A 16,695-nucleotide genomic window follows, 5' to 3' on the forward strand; every position below is an offset into this window, starting at 1 on the left:
GCCTCATACCCTCAGGGGGTATATAACCTGAGGGTCACGGCCGGCTGCGGAAGGTGGACACCATGCATGCGATCGGGCACGCGCTCGCCATCGCCGGGTCGATGACCTGGGAGATCACCTGGGCCCTGATCCTCGGTTTCGCCCTCTCCGCGATCGTGCAGGCCGTGGTGCGCCGGGAGACGGTCGTCCGGCTGCTCGGGGACGACCGGCCCCGTACGCTCGCGCTGTCCGCGGGGCTCGGCTCCGCCTCCTCGTCCTGTTCCTACGCGGCCGTCGCCCTCGCCCGCTCCCTGTTCCGCAAGGGCGCGGACTTCACGGCGGCCATGGCCTTCGAGATCGCCTCCACCAACCTGGTGATCGAACTCGGCGTGATCCTCGCCCTGCTGATGGGGTGGCAGTTCACCGCCGCGGAGTTCGTCGGCGGGCCGATCATGATCGTGGTGCTCGCCGTGCTGTTCCGGGTCCTGCTGCGGGAGCGGCTGCTGCGCGGGGCCCGGGAGCAGGCCGAGCGCGGCGTGGCGGGCTCCATGGAGGGGCACGCGGCGATGGACATGTCCGTCGGCGGCGAGGGCGGTTTCGTCCGCAGGCTGCTGTCCCGGAACGGGTTCACGTCCGTCTCCCACATCTTCGTCATGGAGTGGGCGGCGATCCTGCGCGACCTGGTGGTGGGGCTGCTGATCGCCGGGGCGATCGCCGCGTGGGTGCCGGACCACTTCTGGCAGAGCCTCTTCCTGTCCGGGCACCCGGTCGCGGCCAAGCTGACCGGGCCGCTGATCGGGCCGCTGGTGGCCATCGCCTCGTTCGTCTGCTCCATCGGCAACGTGCCGCTGGCCGTGGTCCTCTGGAAGGGCGGCATCAGCTTCGGCGGCGTCATCGCCTTCATCTACGCCGACCTGCTGATCCTGCCGATCCTCAACATCTACCGGAAGTACTACGGCGCCCGGATGACCGCCTTCCTGCTGGGCACCTTCTACGCCTCGATGGTGGTGGCCGGATACGCCGTGGAGCTGGTGTTCGGGGGGCTGGGACTGGTCCCCGACCAGGCCGACGCGAAGATCCCCGACGAGGGGATCAGCTGGAACTACACCACCTGGCTCAACATCGCCTTCCTGCTGCTGGCCGCCGCGCTGGTCGTGCGGTTCCTGCGCACCGGCGGCCCGGCGATGCTCCGGATGATGGGCGGTTCGCCCGACGCCGACGGGGACCACCAGGAGGGCCACGGCCACGGGTCCGCGCACGGGCACGGGTCCGCGCACGGGCACGGAGAAGCCGGCCCCGGAGAGGCGCACGGGCACGGGGAGGCGCCCGCGCACGGGGAGCACCAGCACACGCACGGCGAGCACCGGCCCTGATCCCGCGCGCCGACTGAGTGACGCCGTGGGCGGGGAGAACGTCCGGGTCGGGCACTCTCGTCGTGGAGAAGGAGATCACGTGGACCGCAGCCGCGACCTCGCCGTCGCGCCCGCCGTGCGGGCCGTCTACGGGCCCCAGGACCTCAGCTCAGCACCGGCGTTCGCGGGCGGGTTCATCAACTTCGGCCACTGGGCGGGGATCCCGCTCGACCGGCCGCTGACCGCGGAGGACCGGGTCCGCAGCCAGCGCGACCTCTACCGGCACGTGCTGGGCACCCTGGACGGCGCGGACGCCCGCGCGGTGGAGGTCGGTTGCGGGCTGGGGGTCGGCGCCGCGCTCGCCCTGGAGGAGTTCGGCTTCGCCGCGGTGACCGGGCTGGACATCCACCCGGACCAGCTGGAGCGGGCCCGCCGGGCCAACGCCGCCCTGCTCGCCCGCGCGCCGGAGCGGCTCGGCTTCGCGCACGGGGCGGCCGAGCGGATGCCGTTCGCGGACGGGCACTTCGACCGGCTGTACTCGGTGGAGGCCGCCCAGCACTTCCGCGACCTCGCGGCGTTCGCCCGGGAGGCCGCGCGGGTGCTGCGGCCCGGCGGCCGGCTCGCCGTCACCAGCTTCTTCCTGCCGGCCGGTGCGGAGGACGCGGGCGCCGAACTGGCCGCACGGCTGGACAGCTTCGCCTCCGGCCTGGACGTGGCCCACCCGCTGGTGTCCCTGCTGGACGCGCTCGGCTCCGCCGGACTGACCGGCGTACGGGCCGAGTCGATCGGCGGCGAGGTCTGGCCGGGGCTGGACCGCTTCCTCGCCGGGATCGAGATGCCCGTGCGCTGGCCTCGCAACTTCCTGCCGGCCTACCGCGACGGCCTGCTGGACTACTACGTCGTAACGGCCCACCGCCCACCGCCCGCCACCTGACCGAACCCGGACCAGCCCCGGCCCCGGACCCGGACCCGGCCCCTGCCTCGGCCACGGACCGGCCTCGGACCGGGACCTGACCTCGGACCCGGACCGGCCTCGGACCCGGACCCAGATCGGACCCGCGACCTCGGACCCGCGGTCCGGATCCGTGGCCCCGAGGGGCGCGCGCCTCGTTGCGGCCGCTCGGGTGGCTCCGGGGGGCGTGCCGCGTGGCTGTCCGCACCGGGCCCCAGACCTGACCCGACCTCGGACCCGCGGTCCGGATTCGTGGCCGCGAGGGCGCGCGGCTCGTTGCGGCCGCTCGGGTGGCTCCGGGGGGCGTGCCGCGTGGCTGTCCGCTCCCGGCCGGGCCGACTTGATGATCATCGGTCCGTGACGACCCACGACGGCGCTCGCACCGCCGGCCCGCCCCGCCGCACGGCGTCCGCCGCCCTGCCCCTGCTCTTCTGCGGCCTGTTGGCCCTGTTGACCTGCCTGTCGGCCGCGCCGGCCGCCCCCGCCATCCCCCGGCCCCGCGCCGTTCCCCGCCCCTCGACGGAGGCCGAGGCCCGCGTGGACGCCTACCTGACGTCGCTGCGGGCGGCGGCGCCGGACGGCCCGCGGGCGCTGCGCAGGTTCTTCCTGGCGCTGCCCAAGGGCGGCGACCTGCACAACCATCTCTTCGGCGCGGTCAGGACCGAGTACCTGATCGCGCTCGCCGCCGAGGACGGGCTGTGCGTCGACACGGCGACGCTGACCGCCGTCGTACCGCCCTGCGGACCCGGCACCCGGCCGGCCGCCGACGCCCGCACCGCCCCCGGCTTCCGCGCAGCGATCCTGCGGGCCTGGTCCATGTACGGCTTCCCGCCGGACCGGAGCGGCCACGACCACTTCTTCGCGACCTTCGACAAGTTCGGGCTGGTGGCCGCCCGGCACCCGGGCAGGGTGCTGGCCGAGGTCGCCGACTCGGTCGCGGCGCAGCACCAGGCCTATCTGGAGACGATGGTCAACCCGGCCTCCGACCTCGCCGAGCGGCTCGCCGACGAGATCGGCTGGGACCCCGACCTCGCCGCCCTGCACGCCCGGCTCGTCGAGGGCGGCCGCCTCGACGCGGTGGTCGCCGAGGCGCGCGCGGCGACGGACGACGCGGACGCCGAGTTCCGGGCCGCCGCCCGCTGCGGCACCGACCGCCCCCGCCCCGGCTGCCGGCTCACCGTCCGCTTCGTCTACCAGGCCTTCCGCGGCGAGTCCCCGGCCCGCGTCTTCACCGAACTGGCCCTCGGCATGCGGCTCGCCGCACGCGACCCCCGCTTCCTCGCCGTCAACCTCGTCCAGCCCGAGGACGGGCCCGTCGCGCTGGCCGACTACACCCTGCAGATGCGCATGGTGAGGTTCCTGCACACGGTCTATCCGAAGGCCCATGTCACCCTGCACGCGGGCGAGTTGCGACCGGGGCTGGTCCCGCCGGAGGACCTGCGGTTCCACATCCGGCAGGCCGTGGACATCGCCGGCACCGAGCGCGTCGGCCACGGCGTCGACCTCCGCCACGAGGACGAGTGGCAGCGGACGGCCCGGACGATGGCCGCCCGGCAGATCGCCGTGGAGGTGCCCTTCACCAGCAACGCGCAGATCCTCGGGGTGCGCGGCGCCGCCCATCCCTTCGACACCTACCGGGCGTACGGGGTGCCGGTGGTCCTCGCCACCGATGACCCCGGTGTCTCGCGCACCGACATCAGTCACGAGTACCAGTACGCGGCCGAGACCTACGGCCTGAGCTACCCGGAGCTCAAGGATCTGGCCCGCGCCTCCGTGCAGTACGCCTTCCTGCCCGGCCCGAGCCTGTGGCGGGGCAACCCCACCCGCGACGGCTACCGCCCGGTCGCCGCCTGCGCCGGCCGGCTCCCCGGCAGCGGCCGCCCGCCGGGCGCGGAGTGCCGGGCGCTGCTCGGCGCGAGCGTGAAGGCCGCGGTCCAGTGGCGCCAGGAAGTCGCCTCGGCGTCCTTCGAGCGGACCTTCGGGCGGGCCTTCGAAAAGACCTTGGGGCGGGCCGCGCCACGACCGTGAAGCGGGTAAGCCTGCGGAGAGTGGAGCGATATGCCGTCCGCCGACCGAGGCGCCGTCGCGGCTGGTCGCGCCCACGCGGCGGTGCCGCACAGGGATGCGGCCCCGCGCCCCTTTGGGGCGCTGCCGGATCCCCTTAGTCTGCACGGGTGGCCACCGAACCCCCCGAGCTGATCCTGTTGCCCCAAGTCTCCTGTCGTGGAAGGGAGATCACCGCACCCCGGCTGCGCGGGCTGCTGGCGCTGCTCGCGCTGGATCTGCGCGCCGGCTGCAGCACCGGTCGGCTGGTGGAGGGGCTGTGGCCGGACGAGCTGCCGGAGCGGCCGGGCAAGGCGGTGCAGGTGCTGGTCTCCCGGCTCAGGTCGCAGCTGGGCGCCGACCTGGTCCTGAGCACGCCGACCGGATACCGGCTCGGGCTAGCCGAGACGCGGGTCGACAGTTCCGCGCTCCTCGTGCACGAGGCGGCCGCCGCCGAGCGCGCCCGTGCCGGGGACCACGAAGGCGCCCTGACGCGGGCCGCCGCGGGGCTTGCGCTGTGGGACGGCAGCGTGGGCGCCGGGGCGGACGAGGAGCTGCACGACCCGGTGGTGGCGCTGCGAGCGGAGCGGGTGCGGTCGTACCGGGCACTGGTGCGCTCGCACGCCCTCGCGCTCGCCCGGCTGGGCCGGCGGGCGGAGGCCGTCGCGCCGCTGGCCGAGCTGCACCGGGCGCTGCCCCGGGACGAGGAGGTGCTGGCGGAGCTGCTGCGCTGTGAGGCCGCCGGGGCCGGGCGGGCCGCGGCGCTGACCCGGTACGACGGCTACCGGCGCCGGCTCCGGGACGAGCTGGGCAGTGATCCGGGCGCCGAACTCCGGTCGCTGCACCAGGAGTTGCTGAGCGCGGAGGCGGCGCCGGTCCGGCACGGGGTGCCGCACGAGCCGAACCCGCTGCTGGGCCGGGACGCCGACATCGCCGCCGTGGCCGGGCTGCTGCGCGACGCCCGGGTGGTCACGGTCGTCGGTCCGGGCGGGCTCGGCAAGACCCGGCTGTCGCACGCGGTGAGCCGGGCGGCCGAACAGCCCGTCGTCCACTTCGTCACCCTGGCCGGTGCCACTGACGACGACGTGGCCGACGAGGTCGCCTCGGCCGTCGGCGGCGGGGAGGGCCGCCAGCTCCCGGGCGGCGGCGCGGACACGGTGAGCGCGATCGTCGCCGCACTGGGTCCCCGGCCGGCGCTGCTGGTCCTGGACAACTGCGAGCACGTGATCGCCGGCGCGTCCGCGCTCGTCCAGGCGCTGGTGTCGCGGTCGAGGGAGCTGCGGGTGCTGGCCACCAGCCGGGCCCCGCTCGGGCTGACCTCGGAGTCGGTGTACGCGCTGCCGGAGCTCTCTCTGGCGACCTCCGTCGAGCTCTTCGGGCAGCGGGCGCGGGCCGCCCGGCCCGGGGTGGAGCTGCCGGCCGACCGGGTCGCCGAGATCTGCCGGCACCTGGACGGGCTGCCGCTGGCCGTGGAGCTGGCCGCGGCCCGGGTGCGGGTGCTCTCCGTGGCGGACATCGCGCACCGGCTGCGGGACCGGTTCGCCCTGCTGCGCGGCGGCGCCCGGGACGCCCCCGAACGGCACCGCACGCTGCGGGCCGTGGTCGAGTGGAGCTGGAACCTGCTGGAACCCGAGGGGAGGGCGGCGCTGCGCGCGCTGTCGGTGTTCCCCGGCGGCTTCGACGCGGCCGCGGCGGAGTACGTGCTGGGCGGCACCGACACCGGCACGGACACTGGCGCCGGCACCGGCACCGGCACCGGCACCGGCACCGGCACCGGCACCGGGGACGTGATGGAGCTGCTGGAGCAGTTGGCCGGTCAGTCCCTGATCAAGGTGGGGGAGAGCCCTGCCGGGGTGCGCTTCCACATGCTGGAGACGCTGCGGGAGTTCGGCGCGGCCCGGCGGGCGGAGGCGGGTGAGACCGAGGCCGTGACGGGCCGGTTCCTCGCCTGGGCCCGGGAGTTCGGGCGGACCCACCACGGCGCGATGTACGGCACCGACGCGTCGGCCGCCTTCGAGCGCATCCGGGCCGAGCAGGACAACCTCGTCCTCGCGCTGCGGCACGCCCTGGCCCGCGCCGACGCTCCGGCCATCGCCGCCGTCACCGCCGTCCTGGCCGCCCTGTGGTCCGTCGGCAACAGCTACACCCGGTTCGTCACCCTCGCCGCCGAGACCGGCGGGCCCTTGTCCCACTTCCGCCCGGGACCGGAGCACCCGGAGGACGTGGAGACGGCCCGGAGCGCGGCGGCGGTGTGTGCGGCCGGGCTCTTCATGGGCTACGGCCCGCACGCCGTACGCCAGCTCGTCACGCTGCGCCGCCTGCCGCCCGCCCCGGCCGACACGGTGCCGCGGGCCCTGGCCGCGGTGCTGTGCGCGGTCCCGGACATGCGGCCGCCCGAGTACACGCGGCTGGAGGAACTGTGCGACGCCTCCGAGCCCCTGCTGGCGGGCTCCGCCGCGGGCGTCGCCAGCTACCTGTGGGAATCCGCGTACGAGACGGAACGCGCGCTCCGCTACGCGCGCCGGATGCTCGCCGCGGTGGCACCGCTCGGCAACCCGATCATGCTGCTGCTCAGCCACGGCCGGATCGGCGAGCTGTGCCTCAAGACGGAGCGCGGCGCGGAGGCGTACGACCACCTCCGGGCCGCGGACGCGCTGAGCGGGGCCGGTACCTGGTCCGACGCGATCGGGGTCCGCTACGGGCTGGTGTCCGCCTGTCTGCAGCGCGGGGAGGTCGCGGAGGCGGAGTACTGGCTGGGCCGCGCCGCACCGGACCCGCAGCCGGAGTCCGCGCAGGCCTTCAGCCCGGAACTGCTGCAGGCGCGCGCGGAGATCGCGCTGGCCCGGGGGCTGACCGAGGTGGGCCTCGGCCTCTGGCGGCAGGCGGCGGCCGGTATCCGGGAGGCGGGTGCGCAGGCCGCGGGCGACCCGTTCTTCGAGTCCTGGTCGCTCCAGGTGCAGGCGGCCGCCCTCGCCGCGCACGCGCAGCACGGCCGGCTGGAGCCGGTGGCCGGGCTGGCCGGGCACCTGAGGGAGAGGCTGCTGGGAATGCTGTCCGGCGACCGTCCGGCCCCCGGGGACCTGCTGGAACTGCCGGTCTACGGCTCGGTGCTGCTCGCGCTCGGCTACGCCGGACTGGCCGAGGGCGACCCGACGGCGGTGCGGCTGCTGGCGCTGGCGGAGGCGCTGCCGGTGATGCGGGACCTGCCGACCCTCTCCTCGGCCCGGTCCCGGCAGGCCGCCGAGGACGCGGACAGGGCCGCGTACGCCGACGCGAGGTCGGGGTACGCGGCCCTGGGACCGGATCAGTTGCGGGCGGCGGCCCGGCAGGCGCTGCACGGGCTCACTGCCGGGGCTCACGGCTGAACCGCGCCCTGGACCACAGGTAGCCGAGCACGGTCAGGCCGAGTCCCCACCCGACGGCCAGCACCGCGTTCTTCGTCCCGATCTCGCTGCCCAGCAGCAGACCGCGCAGGGTCTCGATGAAGGGCGAGAACGGCTGGTACTCGGCGAACCAGCGGAACCAGCCCGGCATGGCGGCCACCGGCACGAACGCGCTGGACAGGAACGGCAGCATCACCAGCGGCGTGCCGATGTTGCTGGCGCCCTCGGGGTTGGGGCTGATCAGACCGATGCCGACGGCGAGCCAGGTCAGCGCGAGGCTGACCAGGGCCATCAGCCCGGCCGCCGCGAGCCACTCCACCGGCGACGCGTCGGGCCGGAAGCCGATGGCGAGGCCGATGCCGAGGACGAGGACCAGCGCCGCCATGGTCTGGATCACACTGCCGATCACGTGCCCGATCAGCACCGAGGCGCGGGAGATCGCCATCGTGCGGAACCGGGCCATGATGCCCTCGGTCATGTCGGTGCACACGGCCACCGCGGTGCCGAGCGAGGTCATGGCCACGGTGAGGAAGAGGATGCCGGGGACGAGGTAGGCCACGTACTCGGACCGGTCGGCGTGGCCGCCGGTGATGCCGGCGCTCATCACGTTGCCGAAGACGTAGACGAAGAGCAGCAGCAGGATGACCGGGGTGAGCAGCAGGTTCAGGGTGAGGGAGGGGTAGCGGCGGGCGTGCAGGAGGTTGCGCCGCAGCATGGTCAGGTTGTCGCGGAACGCGTAGCCGGCGGTGCTCATCGGGCGGTCTCCTTGGCGGTGTCGTCGGTGTGGTGGTTGTCGGCGGTGTTCTTGTCACCGGTGGTGGCGGTCAGGGCGAAGAACACGTCGTCCAGGTCGGGGGTGTGGACGGAGAGCTCGTCGGCCTCGATGCCGGCCGCGTCGAGCCAGTCGAGGATGGCGCGCAGCTCACGCTGGGTGCCGCCGCTGGGGATCTGCAGGGCGAGGGCCTCGTCGTCGCGGGTGGTCTCGCGCAGCGCGGTCGCCGCCTGCTCGTACGACACCGGGTCGGAGAACCGCAGCCGGACGTGGCCGCCCGGGACCAGCCGCTTGAGCTCCTCGGCGCTGCCCTCGGCGACGAGCCGCCCGCCGTCGAGCACGGCGATGCGGTCGGCGAGCTGGTCGGCCTCCTCCAGGTACTGGGTGGTGAGGAAGACGGTGGTGCCGCCGGAGACCAGCTCGCGGATGATCTGCCACATGGTGTGGCGGGAGCGCGGGTCGAGGCCGGTGGTCGGCTCGTCGAGGAAGATGATCCGCGGGCTGCCGACCAGGGTCATGGCGATGTCGAGCCGGCGCTTCATGCCGCCGGAGTAGGTGGAGGCGGGCTTCCTCGCGGCCTCGGTGAGATCGAACCGCTCCAGCAGGTCGGCGGTGACCCGCCGTCCGTCCCGCTTGGACAGGTGGTGCAGGTCGGCCATGAGGAGCATGTTCTCCTCGCCGGTGATCAGCCCGTCCACGGCGGAGAACTGGCCGGTGACGCCGATCGCGGCCCGTACCTTCTGGGCCTCGGCGGTGAGATCGTGCCCGGCGATCCGGGCGGTGCCGCCGTCGGCGGAGATGAGCGTGGACAGGATGTTGACCGCGGTGGTCTTGCCGGCGCCGTTCGGCCCGAGGAGGGAGAAGATCGTGCCGGCGGGCACGCGGATGTCGATGCCGTCGAGGACGGTCTTGTCCCCGTAGGCCTTGCGCAGCCCGGTGGCCGCGATCGCGAGTCCGGGTTCGTGTGTCGTCGTCATGCCGCAGAGCGTGCGGCCACCGGAATTCAACCCGGCTTCAGCCGGGTTTCAGCGCGGCCGGACGGCTGGGCGGCGCTGAAACCGAACGCGTCCACCGCCGTCGCGCCCGGCTGCTCCACCGCCGTCGCTCCCGGCTGCCTGGCGACGGCGGTGCTCGGCACGCGCACCGCCGTAGGCGACCGGCGGGCGGCAGGCGGCAGGCGGCGGGCGGCGGGCGGCGAGGGACCCATGTGGCGGCCGCTCGACTCGCGGGCGGCGCCGCTCCCGCGCGACCATGGGCAGAAGTCGAGTCGCTCTCGAAGGAGCGGGCATGAGACGCAACCGACTGCTCACCTCGGCCGCGGTACTGGGCGCGGCCGTCGCCCTGGGCCCGGCGGTGCCCCACGTCGCGGTGGCCGCCCCCGGCCAGAACTGCTCCTACGTGGCCGCGGGCTACCGGCCGACGCTCGCGTACGGCGACACCGGAGCGGCGGTCAGGCAGGCGCAGTGCCTCAGCAACGCGTGGGGCGGCCGGCCGCCCAAGCTGGCCGCCGACGGCTTCTACGGCCCGGTCATGCAGCGGAAGATCGAGTGGATCCAGACCTGCCACGGCCTACCGGCCAGCGGTGTCGTCGAGGGCCGCACCTGGCAGGTGCTGTACCACCCGGCCCTCGACTGCTACGTCCCCTACCCGCCCTGACCCCCGGGCCCGCCCGGCACGGCGGGCGGTTCGGACGGAACCATCTCCCCCGCCCGAACCACTTCCCCCACCCGAACCCTCTCCCCGCCCGCACCACCTCCCCCGCTGGCACCGTCTCCCCGGCCGAACCCTCTCCCCGCCCGCACCGACTCCCCCACCCGAACTGGCTCCCCGGCCGCACCACCTCCCCGTCGGCACTATGCCCTCGGCCCACACCGTCTCCCCCGGCCGCATCGTCTCCCCGCCCGCCCGTCTCCCCCGCCCGCACCACCTCCCCCGGCCGCACCTGCTCCCCGTCGGCACTATGCCCTCGGCCCACACCGTCTCCCCCGGCCGCATCGTCTCCCCGCCCGCCCGTCTCCCCCGGCCGCACCGTTAGGGTGTGGTTAAAGAAAACGCAAAGAATCAGGGGCGAGACGACGAGACAGGGGAGACAGCCTTGGGTGCTCCACGCCTGAGCAGGACGCCGTTGCCGGGGATCGGGGTCCGCTACGACCTCGCCACACGGGAGCAGGGCCGGGTGTCCGTGGTCACGCACCGGGACGGCTCACGGACCCGCCGGTCCGAGCCCGGGGAACCCGCCCCGGTCCCGGATCCCGGAACCCCCGACCCGGACACGGTCCGCCCCTGACCGTGGCAGCAGGGTCCCGCAGGACCCCGCACTCCGCTTCGACGCCCCCTCCTGTGACGTCCGCCCGTCAGTTGTTCCAGCTCTCGTCGTACGGGTCGGACGGCACCGGGACCGGCTTGGCCTCGGTGACGTTGAGGTAGGGGATCGGGCCGTTGTTCACCGGATCGTGTGTCACGCGGGCGGTGTAGGTGCCCGTCACCTGGAGCCAGGCGTCCGGCTGGAGGACGGGGGGGACCTTGCCGGTCAGGGCCACCTTCACCGGCTGGGCGTCCGCCGCGCAGCAGTTGAGGGCCATGCGGACCAGGTAGGGGGCGCCGCTCTTGTCCAGGGCCACGAAACCCGTGAGGCGCACGCTCCTGCCGCCGAACGACCGGCCGTGGTCGTAGACCGCGCGGCCCGCGTAGTCGACCAGGTTGATCGGGATCGGGTCGGACGCGGGCAACTTCAGGTAGCCGTAGGGATGTTGCAGGGCGGTACCGGCGCGCATCGCGCTGTAGGAGCCGAGTGCGGGCGGCGCGATGAGGATCAGGGCGAGGATGGGCAGGACCAGCAGCCAGGAGATGCGGGGCTCCGGGTGGACGTGCGCGTGCGCATGCGCCTCGGGCTCGGCCTCCCGCGCGGCTGCCGGAACTGCGGTCTGCTCCGCGGCTGCCGGAACGGCGGCCTGCCGCTCGGCCTTGCGGGTGCGGGCGTGCTTCCACTCGTACCACGCCGTCGCCAGCGCCGAGACGATCAGGACGGCGCCCCCGGCCAGCACCAGCCACTGGAGGCCCGCCTTGACGTAGCGCAGGTAGAGGTTGGTCGCGCCCGCGTGCAGCAGGGCCGCGCCCACCAGGAACATCACGGCCGCCTGCGCCTGCCGGTTCACAGCAGCACCGCCCCGGTCAGGACCGCGCCCGCGATCGCCGTCACGAAGGTGGCCGGGGCGAAGCGCAGGGCGAAGCCGCGGCCGAAGGTGCCCGCCTGCATCGCGAAGAGTTTCAGGTCGATCATCGGGCCCACGATCAGGAAGGCCAGCTTCGCGGTCAGGGAGAACTGGGTCAGGGAAGCCGCCACGAACGCGTCCGCCTCCGAGCAGATGGACAGGAGCACGGCCAGCACCGACAGGGCGAGGATCGCGACCACCGGGTTGGCCGCGGCCGTACGCAGCCACTCCGCCGGGGCCACCGCCTTGAGCGTCGCCGCCGCCATCGCGCCGAGCACCAGGAAGCCGCCCGCCTGCATGGTGTCGTGCCGGACCGAGGACCAGAACGCCTCCCCCTTGGTCTCGCCCTCGTGGTGCGCGTGCGTCGGCAGCCGCAGCCAGTCGGTACGGCCGAGCCGCTGCCACAGCCAGCCCATCGCGCACGCCACCAGCAGGCTGCCGGCGAACCGGCCCACCACCATCTCGGGGTTGCGGGGGAACGCCACCGCCGTCGCCGTCAGCACGATCGGGTTGATCGCGGGCGCGGAGAGCAGGAAGGCGATCGCCGCGGCCGGGGTGACGCCCCGTCGGACCAGGGCACCGGCCACCGGGACCGAGGCGCACTCGCAGCCCGGCAGGATCACGCCGGCCAGCCCCGCGACCGGTACCGCGAGAGCCGGGTGGCCGGGCAGCGCGCGGGCGAAGAAGGAGGGCGGGACGAAGACCGCGATCGCCGCGGACAGCAGCACGCCGAGGACGAGGAACGGGAGCGCCTGGACGACCACCGCCACGAACACCGTCATCCAGCTCTGCATCACCGGCTTCGACAGCGCCCCGCGCACCGGTCCCTGGAACACGACGACCACGAGGAGGAGCAGGGTCAGGGCAAGCGGAGAGCTGAGGTGCCAGCCGCCCTCCTGGCCGGGCTCCTGGCCGGGCGGGGTGGGGGTGCCGTCGCCGCCCGGGGGCCCGTCCGCGGGCACGGCGCCGGGCGGGGCGGCTTTCTCGGTGATGGCCACGGGTCGGATACCTCCGGCACTTCGGTCAGATCCGGGGATTATGCTCCCTCACCCTCCCTACGGGCGGTCAGGGGTGGCTGTTCACTTCCTTGCTGGAACCATGCATCCCGTTGAGGCAGTCTTTCCCTCGTGGCGAGCGTTCCGTATCAGGGTGGTGGGGTCCCGGCGTCCATGGTGGTGTGCGGGGACGACGGGCTCGCGCACCGGCTGGCAGCCGAGTTGCGCACGGTCTACGGCGAACAGGTCACCCTTGTCGTACCACCGAACGTGCGCGTCGCCCGGCCACCGGTCGTCGGACGCGCTCGGGCCGCCTCGGCCGCGCTGTTCGACCGCGTGGTCAGCGCGGCCGTGGGACGGACGGGCGGCGGAAACGGGGGCGGCAACGGCGGTGGCTCCGGCGGGAGTTCCGGCGGGAGTTACGGTGGCGGGTCCGGTGGGGGTGGTTCTGTCGCCGGTTCCGGTGCCGGTGGCGCTGCCGGTGAAGGGCCGCGTGGGGAGCGGGTGCTGGAGGCCGTCGAGGCCAGTGAGGCGGTGCTCGCCGAGGCGGGCGTGGAACGGGCCGCCGCGCTCGCGCTCGTGTACGACGACGACGAGACCAACATCCGGGCCGCCCTCACCGCCCGCCGGCTGAATCCGCGGCTGCGGCTCGTCCTGCGGCTGTACAACCGCCGGTTGGGACAGCACATCGAGGATCTCCTCGACCAGGCGGCCGCGTTGGCGGTCGCCGACGCGGACGGCGGCGAGACCGGGACGGTGGGGGACGCCTCCACCATCGTGCTGTCCGACGCCGACACCGCCGCGCCGGCGCTCGCCGCCACCGCGCTCGCCGGGCGCGGCAGAGTCATCCACACCAAGGGGCTGGTGCTGCGCGCGGTGGACCTGCCGCCGGGCGCCGTCGCGGATCAGGACACCACCGAACAGGGCCTGTTCCCGCTGGCGTTGCTCTCGCCGAACGGCACCGGGCCGGAGCCCGCCGACGGCGGCCGGGAGCGGGGGCCGCGGCTGCTGCCGGACGCGGAGCAGGTGCGCGCCGCGGGCGAGCGGGGCGTGATGGTGCTGGAGCACGTGTCGTCGTCCGCCGGGGAGGCGGAGCCCGCCGGGCGCGGGGTCGGGGTTGTCCCGCCGCTCGCCTCGCTCTTCTCGCGACGGCTGAGGTGGTCGCTGGCCGGGAGCGTGGCGTGCGTGGTCGCGCTCGCGGTCGCGTTGTCCGTGGTGACGGGCATCCATCCGGTACGGGCCTTCTACTACACGCTTCTCGACCTGTTCGCCATCGACAATCCCGCGATCGGGGCTCCGGTCGGCCGGCAGATCCTGCAACTGCTGTCGGGGCTGGTCGGGTTGCTGCTGCTGCCGGTGCTGCTGGCCGCGGTGCTGGAGGCGCTCGGGACCTTCCGGAGCGCGTCCGCGCTGCGCAAGCCGCCGCGGGGGCTGAGCGGGCATGTGGTGCTCCTCGGGCTGGGGAAGATCGGGACGCGCGTGCTGACGCGGCTGCGGGAACTGCATGTGCCCGTGGTGTGCGTCGAGTCGGACCCCGAGGCGCGCGGACTGGCGGTGGCGCGGCGGCTGCGGGTGCCGGTGGTGCTCGGGGACGTCACCCAGGAGGGGGTCCTGGAGGCCGCCAAGATCCATCGGGCGCAGGCGCTGCTCGCGGTGACCAGCGCGGACACGACGAATCTGGAGGCCGTGCTGTACGCGCGGTCCGTGCGGCCCGATCTGACGGCGGTGCTGCGGCTGTACGACGACGACTTCGCGACCGCCGTGTACCGGACGCTGCGGGCGGCGCATCCGCAGGCGATCACCCGGAGCCGGAGTGTCTCGTACCTGGCGGCGCCGTCCTTCGCGGGGGCGATGCTGGGGCGGCAGATCCTCGGGGCGATTCCGGTGGAGCGGAAGGTGTTGCTGGTGGCGGTGGTGGAGGTGGGCGGGCATCCGCAGTTGGAGGGGCGGACGGTGGAGGGGGCGTTTCGGGCGGGGGCGTGGCGTGTGCTGGCGATCGAGGGCCGACAGGGGGTTGCCGCGGGGGAGTACGTGTTGCGGGGTGGGGATCGGGTGGTGGTGGCGGCCACGCGGAGGGGGCTGGCGGAGCTGACGGGCGGAGTACCGCCGGCCCGTTCGCTCCGCTGAGAGGCCGAGGGGTGCGGGTTCCGGCGCCCCGCGCCCCTGACGGGGCGCCCCCCGCCGCGGTTCGGGGGGCTCAGTCTGTCGGTGTCACCGCCGTAGGCGTCAGGTGGCGCTCGGCGAACTCCATTTCCAGGCGGAGTTGCTTGATGCGTTCGTCGACCACCAGGGAGCCGTGGCCGGCGTCGTAGCGGTAGACCTCGTGGGGGGCCGAGCGGGCCGCCAGGCGGTTGACGTAGTTGTCGATCTGGCGGATCGGACAGCGGGGGTCGTTGAGACCGGCCGAGATGTAGACCGGGGCCTTGACGTCGTCGACGTAGGTGAGTGGCGAGGAGGCGGCGAAGCGGTCGGGGACCTCTTCCGGCGTGCCGCCCAGCAGCGTGCGGTCCATCGCCTTCAGTGACTCCATCTCGTCGTGGTACGCCGTGACGTAGTCGGCGACGGGGACGACCGCGATGCCCACCGTCCAGGACTCGGGCTGGGTGCCCAGGCCGAGGAGCGTGAGGTAGCCGCCCCAGGAACCGCCGGTCAGGACCAGCCGGTCAGGGTCGGCGAGGCCGGACTCGATCGCCCAGTCCCGGACCGCCGCGACGTCCTCCAGCTCGATCAGGCCCACCCGGTGCTTCAGCGCGTCCGTCCAGGCCCGGCCGTAGCCCGTGGAGCCGCGGTAGTTGATGCGGACCACCGCGTACCCGTGGTCGACCCAGGCCGCCGGTCCGGCCGCGAAGCTGTCGCTGTCGTGCCAGGTCGGGCCGCCGTGCAGGTCGAAGACGGTGGGCAGGGGGCCCGTCGCTCCGGCCGGTTTCTGGATCAGGGCGTGGATCGGGCCGCCGGGGCCCTCCACCCACGCGTCCGAGACCGGGACCGACGGCGGGCACCTCATGCCGGGCGGGTCCAGCACCACCTCGCCGGTCGTCGAGCGGACCACCGGCGGCTCGGCGGCCGACGACCAGAGGTACTCGACGGTGCCGTCGGGCCGGGCCGTGGCCCCGGAGACGGAGCCCGGCGGGGTCGGGACACGGGTCAGCTCGCGCGTGGCCAGGTCGTAGCGGAACAGGTCGCTGCGGGCCTTGTGGCTGTGCACGACGAGCAGCGCGCTGCCGTCCGGATACCACTCCGCGCTGACGTCGCCGGGCAGGTCGAGGGTCAGATCCGTCTGCTCGCCGGAGACGACGTCCCAGACCAGGGGCTCCCAGCGGCCGCGCCGCTGGTGGCCGATGAGCAGGCGCGGGTCGCCGTCGACCGGGGCGAAGCCCAGCACCTCCAGGCCCAGCTCCTCCGTGCCGCCGTCGGTGTCGTCGAGCTCTGCGACCGTCGTGCCGTCCGGGCGGACCACGCGCAGCGCCGAGTGCATCGCGTCGCCGTGCTCGGTGTGCTCGATGGCGATCAGCGACCCGTCGTGGGAGAGGTCGCCGACGCCCGCCGACTCGGCGTGCCGGTAGATCTCCAGCGGCGCCTCTCCGTCTCTGACCAGGTAGATCGTCGTACCCTCGTCGTCCGTGGAGCGGCCCACGACCGCCGTGCGGCCGTCCCGGCCGAGCGCCAGGCCGGAGGGGTAGGAGGGCTCCAGGCCGGGCGCCGCCTCCTCGTCCGGACCGCCGGCGAAGGGCTGACGGCGCCAGACGCCGAACTCGTCGCCGTCCTTGTCGTCGAACCACCAGATCCACGCGCCGTCCGGGGAGAGCAGCCCGTCCGTCGTGCCGTTCGGCCGGTTCGTCGCCTGGCGCTGCTCCCCGCTCGCGCGGTCCCAGGCGTACAACTCGTACGTCCCCGTCGCGTTCGACACGAACAGGGAACGGTCAGGGGCGTCCTCCGCCCAGTCCGGCAGGGAGACCCGAGGGGCGCGGAAGCGCTTCTCCCAGTCCGGCATGTCGCTCTCACTCATG

The 16,695-nt window shown here is 74.3% G+C and carries 12 protein-coding genes and 1 pseudogene; 7 read left to right on the plus strand and 6 right to left on the minus strand.

Annotation, left to right across the window (positions count from 1 at the left end):
* The first annotated feature begins 62 nt into the window (after nucleotides 1-62).
* The 4 genes from AB0M11_RS13560 to AB0M11_RS13575 all read left to right on the plus strand — a co-directional run bounded on the left by AB0M11_RS13560 (nucleotide 63) and on the right by AB0M11_RS13575 (nucleotide 7,691).
* The gene (locus AB0M11_RS13560) at nucleotides 63-1,352 is read left to right on the plus strand and encodes a permease (RefSeq protein WP_365704701.1); all 1,290 of its coding nucleotides are present in this window, start codon (nucleotides 63-65) and stop codon (nucleotides 1,350-1,352) included.
* A gap of 79 nt (nucleotides 1,353-1,431) precedes the next feature.
* Nucleotides 1,432-2,265, plus strand: coding sequence for a class I SAM-dependent methyltransferase (locus AB0M11_RS13565; RefSeq protein ID WP_365704703.1), 834 nt, complete (start codon nucleotides 1,432-1,434; stop codon nucleotides 2,263-2,265).
* Nucleotides 2,266-2,700: 435 nt separating this feature from the next.
* Nucleotides 2,701-4,311, plus strand: a complete 1,611-nt coding sequence (locus AB0M11_RS13570) for an adenosine deaminase (RefSeq protein ID WP_365704884.1) — start codon at nucleotides 2,701-2,703, stop codon at nucleotides 4,309-4,311.
* Between the two features lie 146 nt (nucleotides 4,312-4,457).
* Entirely contained in the window at nucleotides 4,458-7,691 is a 3,234-nt protein-coding gene (locus AB0M11_RS13575; protein ID WP_365704706.1) for a BTAD domain-containing putative transcriptional regulator, read from the plus strand.
* On the opposite strand, the gene AB0M11_RS13580 is transcribed toward AB0M11_RS13575, so the two are convergent.
* The 3 genes from AB0M11_RS13580 to AB0M11_RS13590 are packed head-to-tail and all read right to left on the minus strand — an operon-like array spanning nucleotide 7,669 to nucleotide 9,619.
* Entirely contained in the window at nucleotides 7,669-8,463 is a 795-nt protein-coding gene (locus tag AB0M11_RS13580; RefSeq protein ID WP_365704709.1) for an ABC transporter permease, read from the minus strand. The two genes, AB0M11_RS13575 and AB0M11_RS13580, sit on opposite strands and share 23 nt — an antisense overlap.
* On the minus strand, nucleotides 8,460-9,458 hold the full coding sequence (locus tag AB0M11_RS13585; RefSeq protein WP_365704711.1) for an ATP-binding cassette domain-containing protein: 999 nt from the start codon (nucleotides 9,456-9,458) through the stop codon (nucleotides 8,460-8,462). Before AB0M11_RS13585 ends, AB0M11_RS13580 begins: the two co-directional genes overlap by 4 nt.
* 26 nt (nucleotides 9,459-9,484) lie before the next feature.
* The gene (locus AB0M11_RS13590; protein ID WP_365704713.1) at nucleotides 9,485-9,619 is read right to left on the minus strand and encodes a hypothetical protein; all 135 of its coding nucleotides are present in this window, start codon (nucleotides 9,617-9,619) and stop codon (nucleotides 9,485-9,487) included.
* A gap of 149 nt (nucleotides 9,620-9,768) precedes the next feature.
* Here AB0M11_RS13590 and AB0M11_RS13595 point away from each other — a divergent pair, with 149 nt between their 5' ends.
* Both AB0M11_RS13595 and AB0M11_RS13600 read left to right on the plus strand, forming a co-directional pair.
* Nucleotides 9,769-10,137 (plus strand): peptidoglycan-binding domain-containing protein, encoded by a 369-nt coding sequence (locus AB0M11_RS13595; protein WP_365704716.1) that lies wholly within the window; start codon nucleotides 9,769-9,771, stop codon nucleotides 10,135-10,137.
* A 439-nt stretch (nucleotides 10,138-10,576) separates the two neighbouring features.
* Nucleotides 10,577-10,693, plus strand: a pseudogene (locus AB0M11_RS13600) (potassium transporter TrkA); the annotation flags it as partial.
* A gap of 142 nt (nucleotides 10,694-10,835) precedes the next feature.
* On the opposite strand, the gene AB0M11_RS13605 reads toward AB0M11_RS13600, so the two are convergent.
* Nucleotides 10,836-11,636 (minus strand): TIGR03943 family protein, encoded by an 801-nt coding sequence (locus AB0M11_RS13605; RefSeq protein ID WP_365704718.1) that lies wholly within the window; start codon nucleotides 11,634-11,636, stop codon nucleotides 10,836-10,838.
* Nucleotides 11,633-12,691, minus strand: coding sequence for a permease (locus AB0M11_RS13610; RefSeq protein WP_365704721.1), 1,059 nt, complete (start codon nucleotides 12,689-12,691; stop codon nucleotides 11,633-11,635). The genes AB0M11_RS13605 and AB0M11_RS13610 overlap by 4 nt, the downstream gene beginning before the upstream one ends.
* Before the next feature lie 171 nt (nucleotides 12,692-12,862).
* Between AB0M11_RS13610 and AB0M11_RS13615 the strand changes: the two genes are divergently transcribed.
* Nucleotides 12,863-14,815, plus strand: coding sequence for an NAD-binding protein (locus AB0M11_RS13615; protein ID WP_365704886.1), 1,953 nt, complete (start codon nucleotides 12,863-12,865; stop codon nucleotides 14,813-14,815).
* Between the two features lie 70 nt (nucleotides 14,816-14,885).
* Here AB0M11_RS13615 and AB0M11_RS13620 read toward each other — a convergent pair whose 3' ends face one another.
* Nucleotides 14,886-16,694, minus strand: a complete 1,809-nt coding sequence (locus AB0M11_RS13620) for a prolyl oligopeptidase family serine peptidase (protein WP_365704723.1) — start codon at nucleotides 16,692-16,694, stop codon at nucleotides 14,886-14,888.
* Nucleotide 16,695 lies beyond the last annotated feature (1 nt).

It is taken from the genome of Streptomyces sp. NPDC051987, from assembly GCF_040680735.1.
Classification (GTDB): Bacteria; Actinomycetota; Actinomycetes; order Streptomycetales; family Streptomycetaceae; genus Streptomyces.

Excerpts from the sequence above, each read along its gene's own strand:
- AB0M11_RS13580 (WP_365704709.1), bottom strand. The coding sequence starts at position 8,463 with ATGAGCACCGCCGGCTACGCGTTCCGCGACAACCTGACCATGCTGCGG.
- AB0M11_RS13595 (WP_365704716.1), top strand. The coding sequence starts at position 9,769 with ATGAGACGCAACCGACTGCTCACCTCGGCCGCGGTACTGGGCGCGGCC.
- AB0M11_RS13585 (WP_365704711.1), bottom strand. The coding sequence starts at position 9,458 with ATGACGACGACACACGAACCCGGACTCGCGATCGCGGCCACCGGGCTG.
- AB0M11_RS13615 (WP_365704886.1), top strand. The coding sequence starts at position 12,863 with ATGGTGGTGTGCGGGGACGACGGGCTCGCGCACCGGCTGGCAGCCGAG.
- AB0M11_RS13620 (WP_365704723.1), bottom strand. The coding sequence starts at position 16,694 with ATGAGTGAGAGCGACATGCCGGACTGGGAGAAGCGCTTCCGCGCCCCT.
- AB0M11_RS13560 (WP_365704701.1), top strand. The coding sequence starts at position 63 with ATGCATGCGATCGGGCACGCGCTCGCCATCGCCGGGTCGATGACCTGG.